Consider the following 14,691-nt stretch of genomic DNA (forward strand, 5'->3'; position numbering starts at 1 on the left):
AGTACTTTCATGAAACTTTCCAACCCTCGCAAGCAGTTTGCGATCGCCGCGCTGGCCCTCGCCGCCGCGACCGGCGTGGGCGCCAAGACGCTCGTCTTCTGCTCGGAAGGCAGCCCCGAGAATTTCTACCCGGCCGTGAACACGACCGGCACGTCGTTCGACGGCAACGAGCCGATCTATGACCGCATCGTGAACTTCGAGCGCGGCGGCACCAAGGTGATCCCGGGCCTGGCCGAGAAGTGGGACATCTCCCCCGACGGCCTCACCTACACCTTCACCCTGCGCAAGGGCGTGAAGTGGCACAGCCACCGCGCGTTCAAGCCGACGCGCGACATGAATGCCGACGACATCATCTTCGGCTTCGAGCGCCAGTGGAAAGAGGACAACCCGTTCTTCAAGGTCACGAGTTCCAACCACTCGTACTTCAACGACATGGGCATGCCCAAGCTGATCAAGTCGGTGACCAAGGAAGGCGACTACGTCGTCAAGATCGTGCTGAACAAGCCCGAGGCGCCGTTCCTCGCGAACCTCGCGATGCCCTACGCCGCGATCCAGTCGAAGGAATACGCCGACGCGATGCTGAAGGCAGGCACGCCCGAGAAGATCGACCAGGAGCCGATCGGCACGGGCCCGTTCTACCTGGTGCAGTACCAGAAGGACGCCGTGATCCGCTACAAGGCCTTCCCGCAATACTGGGGCGGCAAGGCGAAGATCGACGACCTGGTGTACTCGATCACGCCGGACGCGTCGGTGCGCTGGGCCAAGCTGCAAAAGGGCGAGTGCCACGTGATGCCGTACCCGAACCCGGCCGACCTGGAAGCGATGAAGAAGGACCCGAAGGTCACGATCCTCGAGCAGCCCGGCCTGAACGTCGGCTACCTCGCCTACAACGTGACCAAGAAGCCGTTCGACGACGTGCGCGTGCGCAAGGCCGTGAGCATGGCGATCAACAAGAAGGCTATCCTCGACGGCGTGTTCCTCGGCACCGGCGTCGCCGCCAAGAACCCGCTGCCGCCGTCGATGTCCGCGTACGACACGTCCACCAAGGACGACGTGTATGACCCCGAAGGCGCGAAGAAGGCCCTCGCCGCGGCGGGCTTCCCGAACGGCTTCGAAACCGACCTGTGGGCGATGCCGGTGCAGCGTCCGTACAACCCCAACGCAAAGCGGATCGCCGAGCTGATGCAGGCCGACCTCGCCAAGGTCGGCATCAAGGCCGAGATCAAGAGCTTCGAGTGGGGCGAGTACCGCAAACGCATGCAGGCCGGCGAGCACCAGATGGGCATGCTGGGCTGGACGGGCGACAACGGCGATCCGGACAACTTCCTGGCCGTGCTGCTCGGCTGCGAAGCCGCGCGCACCAACGGCTCGAACGTGGCGAAGTTCTGCTACCAGCCCTTCGAGGACCTGATCCAGAAGGCCAAGACCGAAACCAAGCCGGCCGAGCGCGACAGGCTCTACAAGCAGGCCCAGGTGATCTTCAAGCAGCAGGAGCCCTGGTTCACGATCGCCCACGCGGTGCAGTTGAAGCCCGTGCGCAAGGAAGTCGTGGACTTCAAGCTGTCCCCGTTCGGACGCCACACGTTCTACGGCGTGGACATCAAGGAATAGTCATTCACCCGAAAAACGCTGCGCGTTTTTCGGGTGCTCTGGCCAGATGAAAAAGCCCGGCGAAGCCGGGTTTTTTCATGGGCGCCGCGCTGCATGTTATTGCGCACGGCTGGTGCCCCTGCGGGGTTCGAGGCACACTCCATGGATGCGCACGGCCGTTGTTTCCGCCATGCTCGAGGAGCTCCACGCCGTCCTCGCCCTGATGCCTGACGAGCACAAGCAGGTTGCGGCCGGGCGCGAGTTTTTCTTGGGGCAGTTGCACGGGCAGGAGGTGGTCGCCGTGCTGTCGCGCATCGGCAAGGTCGCCGCGGCGACGACGGCGGCGGTGCTCATCGAGCGATTCGAGGTCGATCGCATCGTTTTCACCGGTGTCGCCGGTGGCCTCGCACCGGGCGTGGAGGTGGGGCATGCCGTCGTCGCGCAGTGCTTCCTGCAGCACGACATGGACGCGTCGCCGATCTTCCCGAAATACGAAGTGCCGCTCTACGGCGCGAGCCGTTTCGACGCCGACGCGACCTTGAGCGAGGAACTGGCGCGTGCGGTCCGCCGCGCGTTGCCCGGCACCACGGTGCATTGCGGGCTCGTCATCAGCGGCGACCGCTTCGTGTCGACCGCCGCCGAGAACCTCGCGCTGCGCGAAGCCTTGCCGGATGCGCTCGCGGTGGAGATGGAGGGCGCCGCGATCGCGCAGGTGTGCCGCGACTACGGCGTGCCGTTCGCGGCGGTGCGCACGATCTCGGACCGCGCCGACTACGAGGCGCACGGCGACTTCCTCTCCTTCGTGCGGGACGTGGCGAGCCGCCATTCCGCGGCCATCGTCGAAGCGCTGCTGGCCGGGCCTAGCGGCGGCCGCTGAGGGCGACGCCCAGGCCGATCGCGGCCAGCGCGCAGACGATCACTGCGCCGGACGGCAGGTCGAACACCGCCGACAGCACGAGGCCGGCCGCATAGCCCGCGGCGCCGAGTGCGTACGCCACGGGAAGGCGGGCCGCGGCCCCGAAGCGCCGCGTGGCGAGCGCCGGGATGATCAGGCTCGAGAACACGAGGTACACACCGACCAGTTGCACCGACGCGGTGACCGCGACCGCGAACAGGCCGTAGAAGCCGAAGCGGCCCCAGCGCGCCGCCCATCCGCGCCACAACGCGAACACGAGCGCCGCGGACACGCCGCCCAGCCAGAGCAGCTGCGTGGTGCTCACCCACAGGATCTGCCCCACGAGCAAGTCCTTGAGGTGCTCGCCGCCATGCGGATTGCCCGCGAGCAGGAGCAGGCCCGCGCTTGCGGCGAGCACGAAGAGCACGCCGATCAGGGCTTCCTGGTCGCGCTGCACCCGGCCCTCGGTCCAGGTGAGCAGCCACGCGCCGAGCAGGGCGGCGGCGAGCGCGGCGGCCTGCACCGCGATGCCGCCGTCGGGGAGTCCCATCGCGGTCGCGGCGATCACGCCCAGGCCCGCGACCTGCGCGATCGCAAGGTCGATGAAGACGATGCCGCGGTCGAGCACCTGCATGCCCAGCGGCACGTGCGTGACGAGCACCAGCAGGCCCGCCGCCAGCGCCGGCCCGAGGATGCTCCAGTCGAGCGCGGCCCAGTTCATCGCTTGCCCGCGGCGAGGAGGCGCGCGACGGTGTCGTCGAACAGGCCGAACAGGTCGTTGGCCGCCGGCGTGCCGCCGACGGTGAAGGGCAGCTTCACGGCCGGCACGCCCGCATTGGCGGTCAGCCAGTCGGAAGGGCGCGCGTCCTGGTAGGCCGCGTACAGGACCATCTTCGCGGGCGTCGCGGCGAGCGCGGCCTTCACCGACTGCAGGTGCGCCGCGCTGGGCTCCACGCCCGGCTTGGGTTCGAGCACCGCGACTTCCTTCAGGCCCAGCCAGTCGTACAGGTAGACGAAGGCCTTGTGCTGCGACACGACCGGCGTGCCGCGCAGCGGCGCGGCCTGCTGGGTCCAGCGTGCAAGGGCCTGCGTCCAGCGCGTGTGGAAGTCGGACTGGCGGGCCGCGTATTGCGCGGCGTGCGCCGCATCGACGAGCTGCAGCCGCGCCCCCAGCGCTGCCGCGGCGAGCGCGATGTTGCGCGGGTCCGTCTGCACGTGCGGGTTGCCCGCGGCATGCACGTCGCCCTGTGCGCGGTCGACCTGCGTGGGCACGTCCAGCTTGCGGATGAAGTCCGCGGCGGCGAAGTTGCCGGGCTGTCCGGGCTGGATCTTCGCGTTGCCGGCCTGCTGCAGCAGGATCGGCAGCCAGCCGACTTCCAGCTCGGCCCCGGTGCACGCCACCAGGTCGGCGCTCCGTGCTCGCGCGATGAGGCTCGGCCTGGCCTGGATCTGGTGCGGGTCCTGCAGCGCCGTGGTGGCGACGGAGACCTCGACGAGGTCCCCGCCCAGTTCCTTCGCGAGCGCGCCCCATTCGGGCTCGCACGCGAGCACCTTGAGGGCCGCATGGCTGGCCGGCGCGGCGGCGATGAGTGCGAGGGTGGCGAGCGCCGCGAATCGTTGACGATGGTTCATGAGGACTCCCTGCTTCAGAACCCGTGCGCGCCGTGCGCGCCCAGGCTCATCTGGTACTGGATGAAAAGCTGGTTGTCGGGGCGGCCGCCGCGCGCGTTGTCGCGCGCGAGTTGCAGCCGGACGCGCGAAAACTCGCTCGGGTTGAAGTCCAGCATCGCGGAGGTCTTCGCCGGGCGGAACCCGTCGCCCGCGAGCGCTGCGTTGTTGATGCCGTAGTCGGGGCTGCCGGGGTCCAGCCGCTCGGCGCGCACGCCCGCCCGCCAGCGCGGCATGAACTGGTAGACCGCCTGCACGTACCAGCCGGACTGCGCGGCGCGATAGCCGTCCGCGGAGGCGATGCCGGATGGGTCGTAGGTCATGCTTCCCGTGCCGGTGCTGCGCAGGTATTCGCCCTGCAGCTTGAAGTTCGTGCGCGTGGCGTTGCCCTCGGGCGCCCATTTCCACACGCCGTCGAGCACCCACACACGGCGGCGGCCGGTGAAGAGGCTCGTGACTTCCGTCCCTCGCGTGTCGATCGAGGACAGCGCCTGGTCCGAGGCTTTCGCGCCCAGCACCGAGAGGCCGGCGCGCCAGCTGTGGCTCTCGCCGATGTCGCCGCCGGTGTGCAGCGTGATCGCCGTCATGCCCGTGCCGTTGCGGCCGCTCCCGTCACCGGGAAAGCTGCGGCCGCGGCCCGCTTCGAGCCCGACTTCGATGAAGCGCTCCGTCGGCGCGAGCCAGGTGAGCTGCACGCCGTCGTCCCCGAACTGCGTGCCCAGAAACGCCTGGTAGGCGAGCGGCGCATCGACGAAGTCCCAGGCGTGTGCGTGCTGGGAATTCAGGTAGCCGATGCCCGACAGGAAGCGGCCTGCCTTGAGCGACAGGCCCCGGCCGAGCGAGGTGGTCTGCACGAAGGCTTCCTCCACGGCCACGCCCCCGTCCGGCAACAGCGAGATGTTCGCGGCGCCGCGCAGCCAGGGGTCGATGCTCGCGGACAGGCCGAGCTCCGTTTCCGCGAGGCTGAAGCCGCGCGTGCCCGGCCCGGTCTCGCTGCCCGGCGGCAGCGCGAAGCCCCGGATGCGGTAGTCGGCCGGATCGCGCGAGGTGCGCGCATAACCGCCGGAGAGGATGAGCGACATCGCGGGGTTGAAGCCCGCCGGGGCGGTCGGTGTCGATGGCGCAGGCGCAGCCGCCACGACGGGCGCGGACGATGGCGCCGGTGCCGAGGCGGTCGCCTGCTCGACGCGCAGTTCGAGCGCCTTGATGCGCGCTTCGTACTCGCTCCTGAGGACTTCGATCTCGCGCTTGAGCGCGAGGACATCGGACGAGGTGTCGGCGAGCGCCGCCACCGGGAAAACGATCGCGGCGAGCCAGAGGCTCGCAGGGGCCAGCTTGTGCATGGGATGCTCCGCGGAAGGATCGAAACCCGCTCGCGCGATGGATGCGCGGGCGGGAGCTCTGTCGACGATCAGTGCGCAGCGGCGGGCGGGGCGCGGCTGCGATAGCCGGCGAAGGGATCGGCCGACAGGACGGGCGCGACGGCCCAGGACAGGAGCGCGAAGTGCGCGGGCGCCAGCGTTGCAATGGCCGCCGCTGTGACGACTCCGCCAGCAGCGATCGACGCCACGGCGACGCACTGCCCGCAGGCATCCGCCGGCGTGGCCTTGTGCTCCAGCGAGCTGGCGGCGTCCTTCGACCAGTGCGACTGCACGTGCACGGCAGCGGCCAGCTGGGCCATCGGCACGAGCAGGGCGAGCCACAGCACCCACGCATAGCGGCGCGGGTTTCTGGACAGGGCGTTCGTGGCAGTCACGGTGCGACTGGATTGTAGGGTCGCGCGGCGTTCAGCGCGTGTCGAAACGGTGCGTCGCGCCGATGGTCCAGTTCGATGCCCCCGGCCCCGCCAGGCGCCGCGCGTGGCTGACGTCGAGGGTCAGGCGGTCGCTCGCAGACCAGCGCAGGCCCGCGCGAAGGTAATGCGCCTGTTCTTCGATGTAACGCTCGCCCACCACCGACAGGCGCGGCCGCGGGCTCCACTCGAGCGCCACGCCGGAGCGGGCGCGGCCGGCCGCATTCGGCCGGATGTCGCGGCCGAGATTCGCATGCAGGAGCAGCGAGTCGTTCACGTTCCAGGTGGCCAGCGCCGCGATGGTCGTCGCCTGGTAGCGGGGCCGCTCGTGCCCTTGCCAGATGGGGGTGACGGAGACGCCCCAGGCGAATTCACGCGTCACGGGAGCCGCCCATTTCAATTGCGCTGCCCATCCGGGATGCGAGCTCCCAGCATCCCGCGCCGATTCCGCGGCGGCTGCGAGTTCGACCGGGCCTGCGCGACAGGCAAGTCCCGCGTGCAGAACGTGCGAAGGACCTTGTGAACGGGTGAACCAGCCCTCCGCTTCGCAGTTTCCGGGCTCCATGAGCGTCGCGTCGTCGACGGCGTGGTGCCCACCGGCCGCGAAAGCAGCCGGCATCGTGCAGGCCGAGGCGAGCGCCATGGCGATCCGCCCGACGCGGCCGCCGCGCCGCATGCCTACCGCAGCCACCCGCGGCGGCGGAAGTACCACATCGGCACCAGGGCGCTTGCGACCATGAGCGCGAGCACATAGGGGTAGGCCGCCGCGCCGAAAAATTCGAACTCCGGGAACTTGAGGTTCATGCCGTAGATGCTGGCGATCAGCGTCGGCGGCAGCAGCGCGACGCTCGCGACGGAGAAGATCTTGATGATCTTATTCTGGTTGATGTTGATGAAGCCGACCGTGGCGTCCATCAGGAAGTTGATCTTGTCGAAAAGGAAGGCGGTGTGGTTGTCCAGCGACTCGATGTCGCGCAGGATCTGCCGCGCTTCCTCGAACTGGCCGGAGTTGAGCATGCGGCTGCGCATCATGAAGCTCACCGCGCGCCGCGTGTCCATCACGTTGCGCCGGATGCGGCCGTTCAGGTCTTCCTGCCGGGCGATCGCACCCAGCACCTCGCCGGCCAGCGTGTCGGTCACCTCGCCGGACAGCACCTGCGTGCTGACCTTCTCCAGCTCGTCGTAGATGCCTTCGAGCGTGTCGGCGGAGTATTCGGCGTCGGCGTCGAAGAGCTTCAGCAGCACCTCCTTCGCGTCCTCGATCAGCCCCGGCGCGCGGCGCGCGCGCAGGCGCAGCAGGCGAAACACGGGGACGTCCTCGTCGTGGATCGAGAACAGCACGCCCTTGCTCTTGAGCGCGTCGTTGACCAGGTTGAGGATGAAGGCGACGCGCACGGTGCGCGGCTCGTCGTCGTCGGCGATCAGGAAGTCGCTGCGGATATGCAGGTCGCCGTTGTCTTCCTCGTAGAAGCGCGCGGACTCCTCGATGTCCTCGTCCATCGCGTCCTCGGGGATGGACAGGCCGAAGTACTGCTTGACCCAGCGCTTTTCCTCGAGCGACGGCGACTCGAGATCGACCCAGATCGGCTGGAATTTGGAGAGCTCTTCCAGCGACTCGATCTCTTCCTGGAAGAGCCGTCCGTTGGCGAGCGTGAAGATATTGAGCATGGGCGATCCCGAAAGCTCCCCCGCGGACAAAGGTCCCGGGGCGCTTCGACGGTCGCGATTATGCCGTCACCGTCATGAGGAAGGAAAGCAATTCTTCCTTGCGCGCATAGGCGTCCTGCTCGCCGAGCGCGATGAGCGCCTGCACGAAGCCGGGCTCGAAGAGGAGGTAGCTCGCGAGCGCGCCGCCACCGCCCTTGAGCGCGCCGAGTCCGCCGAGCGCGCGGCGCACCGAGTGGGGCAGTTCGTGCGCGTATTTCTGCGCGAGCGCATCTAGCGATTGCGTCGGCTGGATGGAGAGCACCTCCACGCTGCGGTACGGCAGCACCGAGGCGATTTCCCGCGGCAGCTGCTGCAGGGTCTTGGTCACGCGCTGCGCCTGTTCCACATCGGCCTGCAGCGTGTCGTGGAACACGCTCGCCATCGCATGGCCGGCGATGCCGCCCAGGTTCGGCCCGCGCGAGGGCACGGCGTTCGATCCGTTGACGAGACCGGAGCGCTGCGGCTGGCCGACACCCACAACGAGGATCTTGTGCGCGCCCAGGTGCATCGCGGGCGAGAGCGGCGAGATCTGCCGCATCGAGCCGTCGCCGAAGAATTCGCGCCGCCCGTCCACCCAGAGCGGCGTGGACGGGAAGAGGAAGGGAATCGCGCTCGACGCCATGAGGTGTTCGATGGTGAGCGGCTGGAATTCGGCGCGGCGGCCCGGCCGGTTCCACGGGCTCTGGCGGCCGTCGCGCGCCGTGTGGCAGAACGTCCAGTGCACGCCGCTCGTGTAGCTGGACGCCGTGACCGCCACCGCCTCGATCGCCCGCGACTTGAGCGACGCCTCGATGCCTTCGAGCGACACGGCGTGGTGCAGCGTGTCGACGAGCGGCATGTTGTCCAGGATGGCGCCGTCGCGCCGCGAGTTGCGCCACAGGCTCATGGCGGCCAGCACGCGGCTGAACCGCACCCAGCGGGGCACGTCGAGTTCGTAGACGTCCGATGAACGAAGCCGGCTCCAGAAGTGGGCGAGTTCGCCGAAGGCCCGCACGCCGTTGGTCGCGGCGCCCGCGAGGTAGGCCACGTTCAATGCGCCGGCGGACGTGCCGACCAGCACCTGGAAGGGAAAGGGCGGTGGCGTGGCGCCCAGCTCCAGCATCGCGCCCAGCGCCTGCAGCACCCCCACCTGGTAGGCCGTGCGCGCGCCGCCGCCCATCAGCACGAGCCCGTGCAGCACCCGGCTCGGACGTGTGAGACCCGCATGGATGATGGTGCTCAGGCTCATGGGCCGCCCGCGGTCCCCGGGACCGCGCTTGTCTCCTATGCAGCCCATGGTAGAGCAACTCGGCCCTGGGGGGAACCGGCCGGCCCCCCCGCGGCCGGCCGCGTGCAGGACGGTTCCTACAACTTCGCGACAGGACGTCCGACACATCTGTTGCGGATGGGCACCTAAATTGATTGCTCTGCAAGGAGCCCACTGAATGATCTACCTCGCCAACGACCCGGCCGCCAGCCGATCCGGTTTCCGCCCCGAGCAGGGCGGCGACGATGGCAAGGCCCATTCCTTCGACGCCCGGCGCAGCCGCAGCGGCCACGCGTGGCCGTTCCCGAGCCGCTATGCGGCCCGTCCGGCCCGCCAGGACAGCCAGAAGCCGGCCGCCAGCGACAGCGGCAGCTGATATGCGCGACACCCGAGGACAGGAGCACGCCATGAACCGCGAACCCAAGGCCCCCAACCGCTTCGCAGAAATCCCGCGCGACAAGCCGATGGGCGAGCGCACCGAACATGCCAACCTCGACCGCCCGGGCGCCCAGGCGCACCCGGTCGCGCGCGGCTGGACGCACCTCAGCAACCCCTCCGCGGGGTGGAAGCGCTGATTCGTCGCGCGCGGTGTGACGAAAGCGGCCTGCGGGCCGCTTTTTCTTTGGGCGCCCGGTCGCTGCCATCGCGAGCGATATCAATGACTTGCGCGCGCCGGTTTCACCCACCGACAAAGCGTTTCATCCGAAGCATGCCCAGCCGTGGAAATCCGTTGCTTTTCGCTGGAGGAGTGGGCATAGTGGATCGACCTTCAACCGAGAGTCACAGGAGCCCTTCATGAACTTGACGATCAGCGGTCACCATCTCGAAGTTACCCCCGCCCTGCGCAATTACGTGACCACCAAGCTCGATCGAATCACCCGCCACTTCGACCAGGTCGTCGACATCCGCGTACTGCTCACGGTTGAAAAGCAGAAGGAAAAGGAACGACGACAGCGTGCCGAGTGCATGATCCACGTGAAAGGCAACGACATGTTCGCCGAAAGCGCCCACGAGGATCTGTACGCGGCCCTGGATGAACTGGTCGACAAGCTGGACCGCCAGGTCGGCCGCCACAAGACGCGCATCCAGGACCACCACTGCGACGCGAAACGAGTGATGTAAGCAGTCGCTGCCGCACGAAACAAGGCGCCCTTTACGGGCGCCTTGTACTTTTGGGTGTCGTCCGGCCGGGCCGGCGGGGCGTTTTGGTGCGGCGCACCCTCCCCGGTGCATAATCGTTTACCCGACCATGAATCGCCTCGCGTCCATCCTGCCCGCCGCTCAAGTCCTCGTGAGCGTCGATGCCACCAGCAAAAAGCGGGCGTTCGAAGAAGCCGGGCTGCTCTTCGAGAACCTCCACGGCCTGTCGCGCGCGCTGATCACCGACAGCCTGTTCGCCCGCGAGCGGCTCGGCTCGACCGGCCTGGGGCACGGCGTGGCCATCCCCCACGGGCGGATCAAGGGCCTGAAGGCGCCGATGGCCGCGCTCTTCCAGCTGGCCAGCCCGATCGGTTTCGACGCGCCGGACGAGCAGGCCGTCAACCTCCTCATCTTCCTGCTGGTGCCCGAGGCGGCCACGCAGAAGCACCTGGAAATCCTCTCCGAGATCGCCGAGCTGCTCTCGGACGCGCCGCTGCGCGAAAAGATCAAGGGCACCACGGACGCCACCGAGCTGCACAAGCTGATCGCCACCTGGCAATCCGCCCAGCCGGCCTGAAGTTCCTGCGAGGCGCTCCGTGAAACCTACCGTCGTCAGCGCCGACGTCCTCTTCGAAGACCACCGCGCCACCCTCAAATGGGAATGGGTCGCGGGCCTGGGCGCCTCCGAGCGCCGCTTCGACGAAGTGGCCGTGCGCGCCGCGCGCTCCGGCGCGGACCTGGTCGGCTACCTGAACTACATCCACCCGTACCGCGTGCAGATCCTGGGCGAGCGCGAGGTCGCCTACCTCACCAACGCGACGGCCGAGGATTGCGCGCGGCGTATCGCGCGCATCGTGACGCTCGAGCCGCCGGTGCTCGTGCTGACCGACAACCAGCAGGCGCCGGACGCATTGCTGTCGATGTGCGAGCGCGCGCAGATCCCGATGTTCTCGACGCACGAGCCGTCGGCCTTCGTGATCGACGTGATGCGCGCCTACCTGTCCAAGCATTTCGCCGAGCGCACCTCGATGCACGGCGTATTCATGGACATCCTGGGCCTGGGCGTAATGATCACGGGCGAGTCGGGCCTGGGCAAGAGCGAGCTGGGCCTCGAACTCATCTCGCGCGGCAACGGCCTCGTGGCCGACGACGCCGTGGACCTCTACCGCATCAACCAGACCACGATCGAGGGCCGCTGCCCCGAGCTCCTGCAGAACCTGCTCGAGGTGCGCGGCATCGGCCTGCTGGACATCCGCGCGATCTTCGGCGAGACGGCGGTGCGCCGGAAGATGCGCCTGAAGCTCATCGTGCACCTCGTGCGCCGCGAGACGCTGGAGCGCGAGTACGAACGCCTGCCCTACGAGCCGCTCACGCAGGACGTGCTGGGCGTGCCGGTGCGCAAGGCGGTGATCCAGGTGGTCGCAGGCCGCAACATCGCCGTGCTGGTCGAAGCCGCCGTGCGCAACACGATCCTGCAGTTGCGCGGCGTGGACACCTACCAGGAATTCGTCGAGCGCCACCGGCGCGCGATGGAGCAGGACAAATAGGCCCCGCTAGCCCTGCCGGTAGCCGCCATGCGAGGGCGGGCGGTTGGGGCAGTCTTCCTTGGTGCAGTGCGCGTAGAGGCTGAGCGCATGCTCGGCGATCGCGAAGCCCTTGATCTTCGCCACGGCATGCTGGCGCTCCTCGATCTCGGCGTCGTAGAACTCCTCCACCCGGCCGCAGTCGAGGCACACGAGGTGGTCGTGATGCGTCCCCTCGTTGAGCTCGTAGACCGCCTTGCCGCTTTCGAAGTGGCTGCGCGTGAGGATGCCGGCCTGCTCGAACTGCGTGAGCACGCGGTACACCGTCGCAAGGCCGATGTCCGAACGCTCCTCGAGCAGCACGCGGAAAACGTCTTCCGCGGTCATGTGGCGCTGCCCGCCCTTCTGGAACACGTCCAGGATCTTCAGGCGCGGCAGTGTGGCCTTCAGGCCGGTGCTCTTGAGTTCGTCGATGTTGGCCATGGCGTTGGGGGCGGCGGCGCGAGGCCTGCCGCTACAATGATTCGATCATATCGCCTGCGTCTGTCCCCATGCCCGTTTCCCACCTGCCCGCAGCCCGCATCGCCCTCGTGTTGACCGCCTGCGCGGCGATCGCGGCATGCGGGTCCTTCGACAACGCCAGCCAGAGCATCGCGGGCCTCGTCACGCCCTACAAGCCCGAGGTCGTGCAGGGCAACTTCGTCTCCAAGGAACAGGCCGCGGCGCTCAAGCCCGGCCTGACGCGCCAGCAGGTCAGGGAGATCCTGGGCACGCCGCTCGTGACGAGCGTGTTCCACGCCGACCGCTGGGACTACGTTTTCACGCTCAAGCGCCAGGGCGTGGCGCCGCAGTCACGCCGTCTCGCCGTGTTCTTCAAGGGCGACCAGCTGGACCGCACCGAGGGCGACGAGATGCCGTCCGAGGCGGACTTCGTGGCCACGCTCGACAACAAGCGGCGGGGTGCGAAGGTGCCGCCGCTCGAGGCCAGCGAGGAACGGCTGAAGCAGTTCTCCACCGGCCGCACGGCGGCGCCTGCCGCGCCCGCGGCCGAGCCGCCGGCCGCGACCAGTTACCCGCCCCTCGAAGCGCCCGCGCGCTGAGCCGCGATGGCCGACGCCGCGCAAGCCATGCACAAGATCGCCGTCGCCGGCGCCAGCGGCCGCATGGGCCACATGCTGATCGAGGCCATCCGCGCCTCGCAGGACTGCCAGCTCGCGGGTGCGCTGGACATCGCCTCCAGTCCCGCCATCGGCAATGATGCCGCGGCGTTCCTCGGCCACGCGAGCGGCGTACCGGTCACCGCCGACATCCGCGCGGCGCTCAAGAACGCGCGCGTGCTGATCGACTTCACGCGGCCGGAAGGCACGCTCGCGCACATCCGGCATTGCCGGGAGATGGGTGTGAACGCGGTCATCGGCACCACCGGCTTCAGCGAAGACCAGAAGGCGCAGATCGCCGACTCGGCGCGCGACATCGCCATCGTCATGGCGCCCAACATGAGCGTGGGCGTCAACGTCACCATGAAGCTGCTGGAGATGGCCGCGAAGGCGCTCTCCACCGGCTACGACATCGAGATCATCGAAGCGCACCACCGCCACAAGGTCGATGCGCCCTCGGGTACCGCGCTCAAGATGGGCGAGGTCATCGCGCAGGCCATGGGCCGCGACCTGAAGGAATGCGCCGTGTACGCGCGCGAAGGCGTGACGGGCGAGCGCGACCCGTCCACCATCGGCTTCGCGTCGATCCGCGGCGGGGACATCGTCGGCGACCACACGGTGCTGTTCGCCGGCACCGGCGAGCGCATCGAGATCACGCACAAGTCCGCGAGCCGCGCGACCTATTCGCAAGGCAGCCTGCGCGCCGTGCGCTTCCTCGCGGACAAGCGCAAGGGCCTCTTCGACATGTTCGACGTCCTTAACCTGAGATGATGCCCCCACGCTCACGTGCGTTCGCTGCCCCCCGAGGGGGCGCAGGCTTCCTTGAGGCGGCTCGGCGGAGGCCTGATTGAACCTTTTCGACCTGCTGAGCCAGGGCGATGCAGTCACCCGCCTTGTCGCGCTGCTGCTCCTGGCGATGTCGGTCGCGAGCTGGGTGGTGATCCTCTGGAAGGCATGGCTGCTGCGCCGCGCATCGGGTGACGTGGGCCGCAGCACGGCGGCCTTCTGGCAGTCCGCATCCGTGGACGACGCCCGGCAGAAGGTGGCCGGCTTCGACCGCGAATCGCTGGTGCTGCCCCTGATCGCCGCGACCCAGGTGAGCGCACCGGGTTCGCTCGCCGCCGCCGGCGACCGTTCGCAGCAGCTCACGCGCCTGCTGCGCGACGCACTGCACGGCGTGCTCGACAAGCTGCAATTCGGCCAGGTGCTGCTCGCCACCGTGGGCTCCACTGCGCCTTTCGTGGGCCTGCTGGGCACCGTCTGGGGCATCTACCACGCGCTCACGGGCATCGCGGCGGCGGGGCAGATCACGATCGACAAGGTCGCCGGGCCGGTGGGCGAGGCGCTGATCATGACGGCGGCGGGCCTGGCCGTCGCGATCCCCGCCGTGCTGGGCTACAACATCTACGGGCGCCTGATCGGCCGCATCGAGGCGGACCTCGAAGGCTTCGCGCGCGACCTGCGCGAGCTGCTCACGCACGGGGAGAAGCCCTGATGGCATTCGGCCGGCTCGAGCGCACGCAGGGCCCGCAGCCCATGAGCGACATCAACATGACGCCGCTGGTGGACGTGATGCTGGTGCTGGTGGTGATCTTCATCATCACCGCGCCGCTGCTCGCGAGCTCCATCCGGCTGGACCTGCCCCGTACCGACGCGGCGCGGCCCAGCGACGCACCGAAGTTCGTGACGGTCGTCCTGGACAAGTCCGGCCAGGCCTTCATCGACGACAAGCCCCTGGCCGCGGCGCCGCTCGCGGCGCGCTTCGCGCAGGCGGCGCGCGAGAACCCGGACATGGAAGTGCAGCTTCGCGCGGACCGCTCCGTGCCTTACGGGCGCGTGGTTGAGGTGATGGGCGCGGCGCAAAAGGCGGGCCTGAACCGCATCGGATTCGTCGCCGACGCCGAATCGGCGGCCCGTTAGCGCGAATCGCCGGGCCGACCCGTAAAATCGGCGCAAGGCCGGCACGCCGCCGG

At 68.7% G+C, this 14,691-nt stretch carries 19 protein-coding genes; 11 read left to right on the top strand and 8 right to left on the bottom strand.

Annotated features, from left to right (window positions below; genetic code table 11):
* The first annotated feature begins 9 nt into the window (after positions 1-9).
* Both I5803_RS14365 and I5803_RS14370 read left to right on the top strand, forming a co-directional pair.
* On the top strand, positions 10-1,611 hold the full coding sequence (locus I5803_RS14365) for an ABC transporter substrate-binding protein (RefSeq protein WP_196987024.1): 1,602 nt from the start codon (positions 10-12) through the stop codon (positions 1,609-1,611).
* Between the two features lie 145 nt (positions 1,612-1,756).
* Positions 1,757-2,467 (top strand): 5'-methylthioadenosine/adenosylhomocysteine nucleosidase, encoded by a 711-nt coding sequence (locus tag I5803_RS14370; RefSeq protein WP_196987025.1) that lies wholly within the window; start codon positions 1,757-1,759, stop codon positions 2,465-2,467.
* Here the strand turns inward: I5803_RS14370 and I5803_RS14375 are convergent.
* From I5803_RS14375 to I5803_RS14405, 7 genes are all read right to left on the bottom strand, one after another.
* Positions 2,451-3,206 carry a metal ABC transporter permease gene (locus tag I5803_RS14375; protein WP_196987026.1) on the bottom strand — a complete coding sequence of 252 codons (756 nt, stop codon included), beginning with the start codon at positions 3,204-3,206 and terminating at the stop codon, positions 2,451-2,453. The genes I5803_RS14370 and I5803_RS14375 overlap by 17 nt on opposite strands.
* Complete coding sequence (locus I5803_RS14380; protein ID WP_196987027.1) at positions 3,203-4,117, bottom strand: metal ABC transporter substrate-binding protein; 915 nt, start codon at positions 4,115-4,117, stop codon at positions 3,203-3,205. The genes I5803_RS14375 and I5803_RS14380 overlap by 4 nt, the downstream gene beginning before the upstream one ends.
* 14 nt (positions 4,118-4,131) lie before the next feature.
* The gene (locus I5803_RS14385) at positions 4,132-5,496 is read right to left on the bottom strand and encodes a porin (protein WP_196987028.1); all 1,365 of its coding nucleotides are present in this window, start codon (positions 5,494-5,496) and stop codon (positions 4,132-4,134) included.
* A gap of 68 nt (positions 5,497-5,564) precedes the next feature.
* Positions 5,565-5,909 (bottom strand): hypothetical protein, encoded by a 345-nt coding sequence (locus I5803_RS14390; protein ID WP_196987029.1) that lies wholly within the window; start codon positions 5,907-5,909, stop codon positions 5,565-5,567.
* A gap of 31 nt (positions 5,910-5,940) precedes the next feature.
* Complete coding sequence (locus I5803_RS14395) at positions 5,941-6,588, bottom strand: PA4824 family protein (RefSeq protein ID WP_196987030.1); 648 nt, start codon at positions 6,586-6,588, stop codon at positions 5,941-5,943.
* 35 nt (positions 6,589-6,623) lie between these two features.
* On the bottom strand, positions 6,624-7,613 hold the full coding sequence (gene corA, locus I5803_RS14400) for a magnesium/cobalt transporter CorA (RefSeq protein ID WP_196987031.1): 990 nt from the start codon (positions 7,611-7,613) through the stop codon (positions 6,624-6,626).
* A 58-nt stretch (positions 7,614-7,671) separates the two neighbouring features.
* Positions 7,672-8,880 carry a patatin-like phospholipase family protein gene (locus I5803_RS14405; RefSeq protein ID WP_196987032.1) on the bottom strand — a complete coding sequence of 403 codons (1,209 nt, stop codon included), beginning with the start codon at positions 8,878-8,880 and terminating at the stop codon, positions 7,672-7,674.
* Between the two features lie 196 nt (positions 8,881-9,076).
* Here I5803_RS14405 and I5803_RS14410 point away from each other — a divergent pair, with 196 nt between their 5' ends.
* The 5 genes from I5803_RS14410 (at position 9,077) to hprK (ending at position 11,585) form a co-directional block, all read left to right on the top strand.
* Positions 9,077-9,274 (top strand): hypothetical protein, encoded by a 198-nt coding sequence (locus I5803_RS14410; RefSeq protein ID WP_196987033.1) that lies wholly within the window; start codon positions 9,077-9,079, stop codon positions 9,272-9,274.
* Between the two features lie 31 nt (positions 9,275-9,305).
* Positions 9,306-9,473, top strand: coding sequence for a hypothetical protein (locus I5803_RS14415; protein WP_196987034.1), 168 nt, complete (start codon positions 9,306-9,308; stop codon positions 9,471-9,473).
* A gap of 220 nt (positions 9,474-9,693) precedes the next feature.
* Positions 9,694-10,020: a ribosome hibernation-promoting factor, HPF/YfiA family gene (gene hpf, locus I5803_RS14420; RefSeq protein WP_196987035.1), complete on the top strand. Its 327-nt coding sequence runs from the start codon at positions 9,694-9,696 to the stop codon at positions 10,018-10,020.
* A 127-nt stretch (positions 10,021-10,147) separates the two neighbouring features.
* Entirely contained in the window at positions 10,148-10,615 is a 468-nt protein-coding gene (locus I5803_RS14425) for a PTS sugar transporter subunit IIA (protein WP_196987036.1), read from the top strand.
* Between the two features lie 19 nt (positions 10,616-10,634).
* A complete protein-coding gene (gene hprK / locus I5803_RS14430) occupies positions 10,635-11,585 on the top strand; it encodes an HPr(Ser) kinase/phosphatase (RefSeq protein WP_196987037.1) in 951 nt (316 codons plus the stop codon).
* 6 nt (positions 11,586-11,591) lie between these two features.
* Here the strand turns inward: hprK and fur are convergent, their stop codons facing one another.
* Positions 11,592-12,044, bottom strand: a complete 453-nt coding sequence (gene fur, locus I5803_RS14435; RefSeq protein ID WP_196987038.1) for a ferric iron uptake transcriptional regulator — start codon at positions 12,042-12,044, stop codon at positions 11,592-11,594.
* A 68-nt stretch (positions 12,045-12,112) separates the two neighbouring features.
* Between fur and I5803_RS14440 the strand changes: the two genes are divergently transcribed.
* The 4 genes from I5803_RS14440 to I5803_RS14455 all read left to right on the top strand — a co-directional run bounded on the left by I5803_RS14440 (position 12,113) and on the right by I5803_RS14455 (position 14,638).
* On the top strand, positions 12,113-12,661 hold the full coding sequence (locus tag I5803_RS14440; RefSeq protein ID WP_196987039.1) for an outer membrane protein assembly factor BamE: 549 nt from the start codon (positions 12,113-12,115) through the stop codon (positions 12,659-12,661).
* Positions 12,662-12,667: 6 nt separating this feature from the next.
* Positions 12,668-13,489: a 4-hydroxy-tetrahydrodipicolinate reductase gene (dapB, locus tag I5803_RS14445; RefSeq protein ID WP_231402424.1), complete on the top strand. Its 822-nt coding sequence runs from the start codon at positions 12,668-12,670 to the stop codon at positions 13,487-13,489.
* Between the two features lie 76 nt (positions 13,490-13,565).
* Positions 13,566-14,213: a MotA/TolQ/ExbB proton channel family protein gene (locus tag I5803_RS14450; protein WP_196987040.1), complete on the top strand. Its 648-nt coding sequence runs from the start codon at positions 13,566-13,568 to the stop codon at positions 14,211-14,213.
* Positions 14,213-14,638 (top strand): ExbD/TolR family protein, encoded by a 426-nt coding sequence (locus tag I5803_RS14455; protein ID WP_196987041.1) that lies wholly within the window; start codon positions 14,213-14,215, stop codon positions 14,636-14,638. Before I5803_RS14450 ends, I5803_RS14455 begins: the two co-directional genes overlap by 1 nt.
* Positions 14,639-14,691: the final 53 nt, after the last annotated feature.

Origin of the sequence: Caenimonas aquaedulcis (assembly GCF_015831345.1) — a bacterium.
In the GTDB taxonomy this organism is placed as follows: Bacteria; Pseudomonadota; Gammaproteobacteria; order Burkholderiales; family Burkholderiaceae_C; genus Ramlibacter; species Ramlibacter aquaedulcis.

What these genes read in the sequence shown, in the direction of transcription:
- I5803_RS14365 (WP_196987024.1), top strand. Translation starts at nt 10, where the DNA reads ATGAAACTTTCCAACCCTCGCAAGCAGTTTGCGATCGCCGCGCTGGCC.
- I5803_RS14370 (WP_196987025.1), top strand. Translation starts at nt 1,757, where the DNA reads ATGCGCACGGCCGTTGTTTCCGCCATGCTCGAGGAGCTCCACGCCGTC.
- I5803_RS14375 (WP_196987026.1), bottom strand. Translation starts at nt 3,206, where the DNA reads ATGAACTGGGCCGCGCTCGACTGGAGCATCCTCGGGCCGGCGCTGGCG.
- I5803_RS14380 (WP_196987027.1), bottom strand. Translation starts at nt 4,117, where the DNA reads ATGAACCATCGTCAACGATTCGCGGCGCTCGCCACCCTCGCACTCATC.
- I5803_RS14385 (WP_196987028.1), bottom strand. Translation starts at nt 5,496, where the DNA reads ATGCACAAGCTGGCCCCTGCGAGCCTCTGGCTCGCCGCGATCGTTTTC.
- I5803_RS14395 (WP_196987030.1), bottom strand. Translation starts at nt 6,588, where the DNA reads ATGGCGCTCGCCTCGGCCTGCACGATGCCGGCTGCTTTCGCGGCCGGT.
- corA (WP_196987031.1), bottom strand. Translation starts at nt 7,613, where the DNA reads ATGCTCAATATCTTCACGCTCGCCAACGGACGGCTCTTCCAGGAAGAG.
- I5803_RS14405 (WP_196987032.1), bottom strand. Translation starts at nt 8,880, where the DNA reads ATGAGCCTGAGCACCATCATCCATGCGGGTCTCACACGTCCGAGCCGG.
- I5803_RS14410 (WP_196987033.1), top strand. Translation starts at nt 9,077, where the DNA reads ATGATCTACCTCGCCAACGACCCGGCCGCCAGCCGATCCGGTTTCCGC.
- I5803_RS14415 (WP_196987034.1), top strand. Translation starts at nt 9,306, where the DNA reads ATGAACCGCGAACCCAAGGCCCCCAACCGCTTCGCAGAAATCCCGCGC.
- hpf (WP_196987035.1), top strand. Translation starts at nt 9,694, where the DNA reads ATGAACTTGACGATCAGCGGTCACCATCTCGAAGTTACCCCCGCCCTG.
- I5803_RS14425 (WP_196987036.1), top strand. Translation starts at nt 10,148, where the DNA reads ATGAATCGCCTCGCGTCCATCCTGCCCGCCGCTCAAGTCCTCGTGAGC.
- fur (WP_196987038.1), bottom strand. Translation starts at nt 12,044, where the DNA reads ATGGCCAACATCGACGAACTCAAGAGCACCGGCCTGAAGGCCACACTG.
- I5803_RS14440 (WP_196987039.1), top strand. Translation starts at nt 12,113, where the DNA reads ATGCCCGTTTCCCACCTGCCCGCAGCCCGCATCGCCCTCGTGTTGACC.
- dapB (WP_231402424.1), top strand. Translation starts at nt 12,668, where the DNA reads ATGGCCGACGCCGCGCAAGCCATGCACAAGATCGCCGTCGCCGGCGCC.
- I5803_RS14455 (WP_196987041.1), top strand. Translation starts at nt 14,213, where the DNA reads ATGGCATTCGGCCGGCTCGAGCGCACGCAGGGCCCGCAGCCCATGAGC.